Raw genomic sequence first — 2,331 nt, forward strand, 5'->3', positions numbered from 1 at the left:
ACCGAAGCCCGCAGCACCAGCACATCACCCAACAACCCCGCACCATCGGCCGACTCCACCGGCATCACCGCCCACTCCACCTCGAACAGCGAGTCGACGCGGGGCTTCGCGGTGGTGCCCGTCCCGGCGTCCATCGCGACCGGACGCGACACGAGGCTGTCGATGGTCAGTACGGGCTGCCCCGTGCTGTCGGCCATCAGCACCGAAACCGTGTCGTCCCCGTTCGGGCGCACCCGCACCCGAGCGGCGGTCGCGCCGGTCGCATGGACGCGCACGCCCGTGAACGAGAACGGCAGGTGCGGCTCGACCTCGCCGCCCTGGCCGAACGCGGTCGCGACCTGGCTCTGCTGGGCTGCGTCGATCAGCGCGGGGTGCACACCGAAGCGCTCGGCGTCGGCCGCAGCCGACTCCGGCAGCTCGACCTCGGCGAACACCTCCTCGCCCCGCCGCCACACCGCACGCACACCCTGGAACACCGGCCCGTAGCCGTAACCCCACTCGGCCAACCGCTCGTAGAACCCGTCGACATCCACGGCCGTGGCGTCAGCGGGCGGCCACTGTCCCATCGCCCCCACAGCCGCATCGCCGGCACCCGCGGCGACCGTGCCCTCGGCGTGGCAGGTCCACTCGGCGTCCCAGCCGTCCCGCACCACACGCGAGAACACCCGCACCGCTCGCTGTCCCTGCTCGTCGGCCTCGCCCAGCGTCACCTGGACGTCCATGGCCGACTCCGCATCCGGCACCACCAACGGCGACTGCAGCACCAGTTCGCCGACGACGTCGCAGCCAACGAACTCGCCCGCACGCAGCACGAGTTCCACCAGCGCCGCACCGGGCACCAGCATCCGACCCGACACGACGTGATCAGCCAGCCACGGCTGTGCGGCCAGCGACAGCCGGCCCGTGAACACCAGCCCTCCGCCGTCGGCCAGGCTCACCCCGGCCGCCAGCAGCGGATGCCCGACCAACGACAGCCCCGCCCCACCGACGTCACCCACACCCGCCGACCCCGACAGCCAGAAACGCTCCCGCTGGAAGGCATACGTCGGCAGATCCACCCGTCCGCCCTCACCCACGACCGCGGTCCAGTCCACCTCCACGCCGCGCACCCACAGCTCGGCCAGCGACATCACGACCCGGCCCAGACCACCCTGGTCACGGCGGAGCGTGCCCACCGACACCAGATCCGTGCCAGCCGCCTCGGCCACCTCACCCAGCGCACCGGCGAGCACCGGGTGGGCACTGACCTCGACGAAGACGCCGCTGCCCTGCTCCATCAGCGCGGTGACGGTCTGCGCGAACCGCACCGGCTCACGCAGGTTGCGGTACCAGTACTCCGCGTCCAGCTCCGTACCGTCGACGCGCTCGCCGGTGACCGTCGAGTACATCGGCACATCACCCGACCGGGGGCTGAGGAATGCACCGGCTTCCAGCAACTGGTCGCGCACCTGCTCGAGGTGCTGGGTGTGCGAGGCGTAGTTGATCGGGACGGTCCGTGTGCGCAGACCGCTCTGCTCGCACTCCGCCCTGACCTCGTCCAGCGCGTCGAGATCACCGGCGACCACCGTGGCGCTCGGACCGTTCAGGGCAGCGACCCACACGCCCTCCCGCCCGGCTATCAGCTGCCCGGCGTGGGCCGACGACGTCGCGAGCCACAGCATGCCGCCGCGGCCCGCGAGTTCCTTCGCGATCACCTGACTGCGCAGCGCCACCAGACGCGCACCATCCTGCAACGACAACGCACCCGACACACACGCCGCCGCAATCTCACCCTGCGAATGACCGATCACCGCGGAAGGCTCGACGCCCAGCGAACGCCACAGCGCCGCCAGCGACACCATCACCGCCCACAACGCCGGCTGCACCACATCGTCCCGCTCCAGAGCAGCACCGTCGGAGGTGTCCCGCAGAACCGCCGACAGGTCCCACTCGACGTACGGAGCCAGCGCGGCGGCACACTGCTCGATCGTCTCCGCGAACACCGGCGAGCACTCCAGCAGTTCGGCCGCCATACCGAGCCACTGCGAGCCCTGACCAGGGAACACGAACACCGCGCCCGACGGCTCACCCGCGACCGTGCCGGACACCACCTGCGCGGCCGACTCACCCCCCGCGACCGCCTCCAGACCAGCCAGCAACTCCTCCCGGCCCCCCGCAACAACCACCGCACGGTGCTCAAGAGACGCCCGCGACATCACCAGCGAACGGGCGACGGAGACCTCATCCACCTCACCGACCGCGGCGAACTCCCGCAACCGGGCCGCCTGACCCCGCAGACCCGCCTCCGAACGCCCCGACACCACCCACGGCACCACACCACCACACGCACCC

The 2,331-nt window shown here is 71.5% G+C and carries 1 protein-coding gene; it reads right to left on the minus strand.

Annotated elements, in window-relative coordinates; genetic code table 11:
- The coding region (locus tag AB0L75_RS44040; RefSeq protein ID WP_365191919.1) for an acyltransferase domain-containing protein at positions 1-2,300 on the minus strand (2,300 nt) is incomplete at its 3' end.
- Positions 2,301-2,331 lie beyond the last annotated feature (31 nt).

Origin of the sequence: Streptomyces sp. NPDC052101 (genome assembly GCF_040680235.1) — a bacterium.
Taxonomy (GTDB): Bacteria; Actinomycetota; Actinomycetes; order Streptomycetales; family Streptomycetaceae; genus Streptomyces.